The sequence below is a fragment of the Streptomyces sp. NPDC002790 genome (genome assembly GCF_040295505.1).
Classification (GTDB): domain Bacteria; phylum Actinomycetota; class Actinomycetes; order Streptomycetales; family Streptomycetaceae; genus Streptomyces.
Genome location: NZ_JBEOVM010000198.1, coordinates 1 through 5,591, shown reverse-complemented (window position 1 = coordinate 5,591; position 5,591 = coordinate 1). Strand labels below are relative to the sequence as shown.

Sequence of the window (5,591 nt, the reverse complement as noted above, 5' to 3'; positions counted from 1 at the left end):
GCCGATGGTACTGCAGGGGGGACCCTGTGGGAGAGTAGGACGCCGCCGAACTAATTTTAAAAGGAAAGCCCGGACCGGGATACGGTCCGGGCTTTTCTGCGTTTACAGCGTCTCTATTGCGTAGAAATCATGAGGCAGGCTCGCAATTCCTCGACTGCCTCCGGTGCCCCGGTGACCCGCACCTGTGAGGTCTCGTCGGCGCCCACGCGGTTCCACAGGTCGCGCAGCAGCGCCGCGGGTGTGCCGCTGAGGGTGACGTCCGCGGAGCTCGCGGCCGCGCCGTCCTCGACAGTGAAGGTGGGATCGGGGTCTGACCCGGTACGGATCCGCCACGTCGCGCCCCTGTCGGTCTCTGCCCGGACCTCGTACGTCCGGCCCGGCGACGCGGCCAGCGGTTCGCGGAAATAGGCGGACCACTCGGTGACCGCGTAAGCCGTGAACACCTTGAGGAGTTCGTCGATCCCGTCGATGGCGAGGTCGTCCGGGACGGGGGAGATCGGGCCGTCGGCGGCGAGTTCGGCGTCGATGCGGTGGATCACCGTCTCCTGCGCCATGCGGCGGATCCAGAAGCCGACGGTCTGGTCCGGGGAGTACCACGTTCCCGACGGACCCTCCGGGGCGTGTGTCTCGAAGGCCGTCCGCAGTTCGGTGTAGGCGCGGTCCAGGAGGGCGAACGGTTCCTCGTCGGACGTGCCCTTCGGTGGCCACTCCGGTTCGGTGCCGGGAGCGGCCGCCAGTACGGCCTGCGTCTTGTGTGCGTAGACCTGCCCGACGTGGTGCACCAGGTCGGTGACGGTCCAGTCCGGGCAGCTCGGGACCCGGGCCGTCGGGGCCGGCGTGGCGGCGGACCGGAGCTGCTCGAAGTCGGCGGCCAGGCAGTCGAGATACCGGGCGACGGACAAGGGGGTGCCTGCATCGTGGCTCATGGAGGCAACGTAGCGGCAGGCACTGACAATTGGCCGGGGACTTCCGGTCAGGTCAGGTCAGGAGGGCTCCCGCTCCACCGGCAGCCACAGTTCCGCGTCCGCCGTCGCGCCGTCCGGTGACAGCTGCGTCCGCAGGATTTCCGGGCCGGGGCGGGTGCGGTACGGGTTTGCGGGGAACCACTCCGCGTACACCGTCGCCCAGAGGGCCTGGATGGCCTCCGGCGCCGGGCCCGACGTGGTGAAGACGGCCCAGGTGCCGGCGGGCACGGGGAGTGTGGTGGTGTTGGCGGGAGCCGGGGCGTCCGGGCCGGCCACCACCCCGTGGTAGTAGTCGAGTTCGCTGCCCTCAGCGCGGCCGGGGTCCAGGTCGTCGCAGACGGCGACGATGCCCTCGGGATCCTCGGCGGAGTCCTTCGAGAGCTGCTGAAGGGCCGAGACGGTTTCCGGCGGGACGGAGCGGACGAAGTCGATGATCGCCTGGTTCGGGCCCGTGTACACCAGGGGGACCCGGGCCTTCGGGCCGACGACGCTGAACTCGGGGCGGTCCACTACGCGGTAACGCATGCTGCTGTTCCCTTCGACGGTGAGCCGGAAGGAGAGGCGGGGCTGGGAGACCAGTGCCGGTTTCGTGCGGCGGGCCTCGCCGGGGCCGACACCGTGCAGGGAGCGGAATGCCCGGGCGAACGACTCGCCCGAGCCGTACCCGTAGCGCACGGCGATGGTCAGGAGCGACTCCTGGCCGGCGAGGACCTCGGCGCCCGCCACCGTGAGCCGGCGACGGCGGACGTACTCCGACAGCGGCATGCCCGCGAGCGCCGAGAACATCCGGCGCAGGTGGTACTCGGACGTGGTGGCGATGCGCGCCAACTCGGCGATGTCCAGGGGCTCTTCGAGGCGCTGCTCGATGTGGTCCATGACCTGGTTGAGTCGGTCCAGCAACCTGGCCCCTCCTTCCGGTTCGTGCTGTTGACGTCTTGAACGCTAGGCGCGGTGCGTATCGGTGGACCCGACATCCTGTGCCCGATCAAGTCGGTCGCACCGATCATGGGAACTGAGTACGTGAGCTGAGTATGTGAGGTGAGTACCTGCACTCAGGTAGGGGAACTGTTGTCCGTCTTGGATGGAGGCATGATCTCCGAACTCGCCGCCGAGCCCGCCGCACCGTCCGCGTCGCGTCTTCGAGTCTGGGTTGCCCCGCTGGCGTCGAGTCTGGTCACGCTGCCGGGGGCGTTCCTCGCGTGGATGGGTGTCGGCAGGGACGCCGAACCCGTCTTCGGCTGGGGGCTGACCGTCGCGCTCCTCACGCTGGCCACCGCCTGGCTGTTGCCGTGGGAGGGACGGTTCGTGGCCCGTCGGCGGGGGTTCTCGGTGGTGGCGCCGTTCGCCGTCGCGGCCACGTATCTGCTGTACCTCGTACACGTCGACTGGCGTTGACGTCAGCGGCAAGGTCTAACGTCTTCGACATGCGCATCGGAGAGCTCGCCGCCCGCGCCGGTACGACGACGCGGGCGCTCAGGTACTACGAGTCGCGTGGGCTGCTGCCCGCGCGGCGCGGTGGCAACGGCTACCGGACGTACGACGAGGACGACCTGAAGGCGTTGCGGCAGATCCGCACGTTGCAGGACTTCGGCTTCGAGTTGGAGGAGACCCGGCCGTTCGTGGACTGCCTGCGGGCGGGGCATCCGGAGGGCGACTCGTGCCCGGCTTCGCTGGCCGTGTACCGGAGCAAGGTCGCCGAACTCGATGCGCTGATCGGCGAGTTGACCGCCGTACGTGAGACGGTCGGTGCGCAGTTGGCGCGCGCCGAGAGGGCCATGGAGACGCTGGCGGCGGAGGCCCATGAGCCGCGCTGTGAGCTGACGGACGAGGAGTGATCATGCGGGATGTGACCGACGCGGACTTCGAGGCGCGGGTGCTGCGGGCCGAGCGGCCCGTGCTCGTGGAGTTCACGGCTGAGTGGTGCGGTCCGTGCAAGCAGCTGGCGCCGGTGCTCAAGGCCGTCGCGGAGGAGGAGCGGGAGCGCCTCGACGTCGTGGCCATCGACGTCGACGTCAATCCGGAGACGGCCGTGAAGTACGGGGTGATGTCCATGCCCACACTGATGGTGTTCAAGAACGGCGAACCGGTGTGGTCGCGCGTGGGGGCCAGGCCGAAGCGGCGGCTTCTGGAGGAATTGGCCGAGACCGTCTGAGCAACGCCGGCGGTTGTCGACGACTGTCGACGGCTTTGGAATTCGGCCCCGCCCGGGGTATATTCAGTGTTTCTGTGTGCCCACAGAAAAGGCCCCACAATGGGGGCCAACGAAAACCACGGTACCGGGCAGGGAGTTGTTTTGTCAAGCCGGGACAGCCTGGAATTGCAGAAAGAGCAGGAATACATCGACGCGCTCTACAGGCGCGTCGATGAGCTGCGTGGCGTCGCCGCGGACTCCGTCCGGGATGCGATCACCCCGGTGGGGACCGGCCAGCAGGCCCTCCTCGAGAGGGACCTGCTGGTCGTCGAGCGATCGGGGCTGCTCGCCGCGTTGAATGCGGTGGAAGGCTCGCTCTGCTTCGGTCGAATTGACCTCAAGGGCGACGATGATCAAGAAGTCGGTGTGGCGCACCACATCGGCCGAATCGGAATTCGGGCGGACGACTCCGAGCGCACACCGATGCTGATCGACTGGCGGGCCCCCGTGGCCCGGCCTTTCTATCTCGCCACGGGTCATACGCCGATGGGTCTTCGCCGGCGCCGCCACCTCACGTTCGACGGCCGCACCGTCACCGAGCTGCACGACGAGATCCTCGACCTCGACGACTCGGAGCGCACCGGGTACGAGGACCCGACCGGCGACGCCGTGCTGCTCGCCGCCCTGAACTCGGCGCGCACCGGCCGCATGGGCGACATCGTGCAGACGATCCAGGCCGAGCAGGACCGCATCATCCGGCACCCGCACCCGGGAGTGCTCGTCGTCGAGGGCGGGCCCGGCACCGGAAAGACGGCCGTCGCGCTGCACCGCGCCGCGTTCCTCCTGTACGAGCAGCGGGAGCTGCTCGCCAAGCGGGCCGTGCTGATCGTCGGCCCGAACCCGGCGTTCCTGAAGTACATCGGCGAGGTGCTTCCGGGGCTCGGCGAGACCGGGGTGCTGCTGTCGACGGTGGGGGAGTTGTTCCCCGGTGTGCACGCCACGGCCAAGGACACGCCGCGCGCGGCCACCGTGAAGGGCTCGGCGGCGATGGCAGACAGCCTCGCGCTGGCCGTCGAGGACCAGCAGCGGCTGCCCGAGCCGGGTGCCCCGTTGGTGATCCCGCACGATGACGGTGATCTCGTACTTGACTGGGAGATCGCCTACGAGGCCCGGCAGGCGGCCCGGGACGCCAAGTTGCCGCACAACCTGGCCCGTCCGCACTTCGCCTTCCGGGTGATCGACGCGCTCACCGAACAGCTCAGCGAGCGGATCGGTGCCGACCCCTACGGCGGCCCGAACTTCCTCGGCCCCGACGACATCGCCCAGCTCGGCAAGGCCGTCGCGTCCAGCGCTGATGTGCATGCGGCCATCGAGGAGCTGTGGCCCCAGTTGACGCCGCAGGGGTTCCTCGCGGGGTATTTGGCTGAGCCCACGCACGTGTCGGGGGAGGACGCGGACGCGATTCGGCGTGTGTCTTCGAACCAAGGCGAGGGTTGCGGTGAGTGGACTGTTGGGGATGTGCCGCTGCTTGATGAGGCCGCTGAGCTGCTCGGGTACGACGACAGTGCCGAGCGGGCCGCGGCGGAGGCGGCGCGGCAGGAGCGGATCGCTTACGCGCAGGGTGTGCTCGATCTGTCCAAGGGCTCGGAGACGTACGAGTTCGAGGACGAGGACGAGTCTGAAGTGCTCGCCGCGCACGACGTCGTGGACGCGGACCGGGTCGCCGACTGGTACGAGGAGGAGGACCACCGCAGCGCCGCGGAGCGGGCCGCCGCCGACCGGACCTGGGCGTTCGGGCACATCATCGTCGACGAGGCGCAGGAGCTGAGCCAGATGGCGTGGCGGCTGCTCATGCGCAGGTCGCCGACGCGGTCGATGACGCTGGTCGGTGACCCCGCGCAGACCTCCGAGGAGGGCAGTGTCGGGGCGTGGGCGGACATCCTCGCGCCGTACGTCGAGGACCGCTTCGAGCACACGCGGCTCGGGGTCAACTACCGGACGCCGTCCGAAATCATGGACGTTGCGGCGGCCGTGCTGCGGGAGGCGCACCCGGGGTACGAGGCGCCGTCGTCGGTGCGGTCGAGTGGGGAGTGGCCGTGGGTTGTGCGGGCGGATGACGTTGTTGAGGTTGCGGCCAAGGAGGCGGTTGGGCGTGTGCCGGAGGAGGGGCGGTTGGCGGTGATTGCGCCGCGGGGGCTTCATGCCGGTTTGGCGGCGCGGTTGCCGGGGGTTGAGGCTGGGGGTGAGCCTGATCTCACGCGGCAGTTGGTGTTGCTTGATCCGCGGCAGGCCAAGGGCTTGGAGTTCGACCGGGTGATTGTGGTTGAGCCCGGGGAGTTCGGGGTGAGCGATTTGTATGTGGCGCTTACTCGGGCCACGCAGGAGCTTGGGGTTGTTCATGCGGGTGGGTTGCCGGGGGCGTTGGGGGCGGCTCTGCGGGGGTGAATTTCCCCCACCCCGCCCCTTCCCGAAACCGGGGGCTCCGCCCCCGGTCC

6 protein-coding genes are annotated in these 5,591 nt (G+C 69.2%); 4 read left to right on the top strand and 2 right to left on the bottom strand.

Annotated elements, in window-relative coordinates; translation table 11 throughout:
* Window positions 1-113: 113 nt before the first annotated feature.
* Together ABT004_RS35650 and ABT004_RS35645 are read right to left on the bottom strand one after the other, a co-directional pair.
* Window positions 114-926, bottom strand: coding sequence for a maleylpyruvate isomerase family mycothiol-dependent enzyme (locus tag ABT004_RS35650; protein ID WP_351345761.1), 813 nt, complete (start codon window positions 924-926; stop codon window positions 114-116).
* Window positions 927-983: 57 nt separating this feature from the next.
* Window positions 984-1,865 (bottom strand): AraC family transcriptional regulator, encoded by an 882-nt coding sequence (locus ABT004_RS35645; RefSeq protein WP_351345758.1) that lies wholly within the window; start codon window positions 1,863-1,865, stop codon window positions 984-986.
* Window positions 1,866-2,054: 189 nt separating this feature from the next.
* On the opposite strand from ABT004_RS35645, the gene ABT004_RS35640 reads away from it, so the two are divergent.
* The 4 genes from ABT004_RS35640 to ABT004_RS35625 all read left to right on the top strand — a co-directional run bounded on the left by ABT004_RS35640 (window position 2,055) and on the right by ABT004_RS35625 (window position 5,541).
* Window positions 2,055-2,360: a hypothetical protein gene (locus ABT004_RS35640; RefSeq protein ID WP_351345755.1), complete on the top strand. Its 306-nt coding sequence runs from the start codon at window positions 2,055-2,057 to the stop codon at window positions 2,358-2,360.
* A 29-nt stretch (window positions 2,361-2,389) separates the two neighbouring features.
* Entirely contained in the window at window positions 2,390-2,800 is a 411-nt protein-coding gene (locus tag ABT004_RS35635; protein WP_351345752.1) for a MerR family transcriptional regulator, read from the top strand.
* Between the two features lie 2 nt (window positions 2,801-2,802).
* The gene (trxA, locus tag ABT004_RS35630; protein ID WP_351345749.1) at window positions 2,803-3,117 is read left to right on the top strand and encodes a thioredoxin; all 315 of its coding nucleotides are present in this window, start codon (window positions 2,803-2,805) and stop codon (window positions 3,115-3,117) included.
* A 165-nt stretch (window positions 3,118-3,282) separates the two neighbouring features.
* Window positions 3,283-5,541, top strand: coding sequence for a HelD family protein (locus ABT004_RS35625; protein ID WP_351345746.1), 2,259 nt, complete (start codon window positions 3,283-3,285; stop codon window positions 5,539-5,541).
* The last annotated feature ends 50 nt before the right edge of the window (window positions 5,542-5,591 follow it).

What these genes read in the sequence shown, in the direction of transcription:
- ABT004_RS35640 (WP_351345755.1), top strand. Translation starts at nt 2,055, where the DNA reads ATGATCTCCGAACTCGCCGCCGAGCCCGCCGCACCGTCCGCGTCGCGT.
- ABT004_RS35650 (WP_351345761.1), bottom strand. Translation starts at nt 926, where the DNA reads ATGAGCCACGATGCAGGCACCCCCTTGTCCGTCGCCCGGTATCTCGAC.
- ABT004_RS35635 (WP_351345752.1), top strand. Translation starts at nt 2,390, where the DNA reads ATGCGCATCGGAGAGCTCGCCGCCCGCGCCGGTACGACGACGCGGGCG.
- trxA (WP_351345749.1), top strand. Translation starts at nt 2,803, where the DNA reads ATGCGGGATGTGACCGACGCGGACTTCGAGGCGCGGGTGCTGCGGGCC.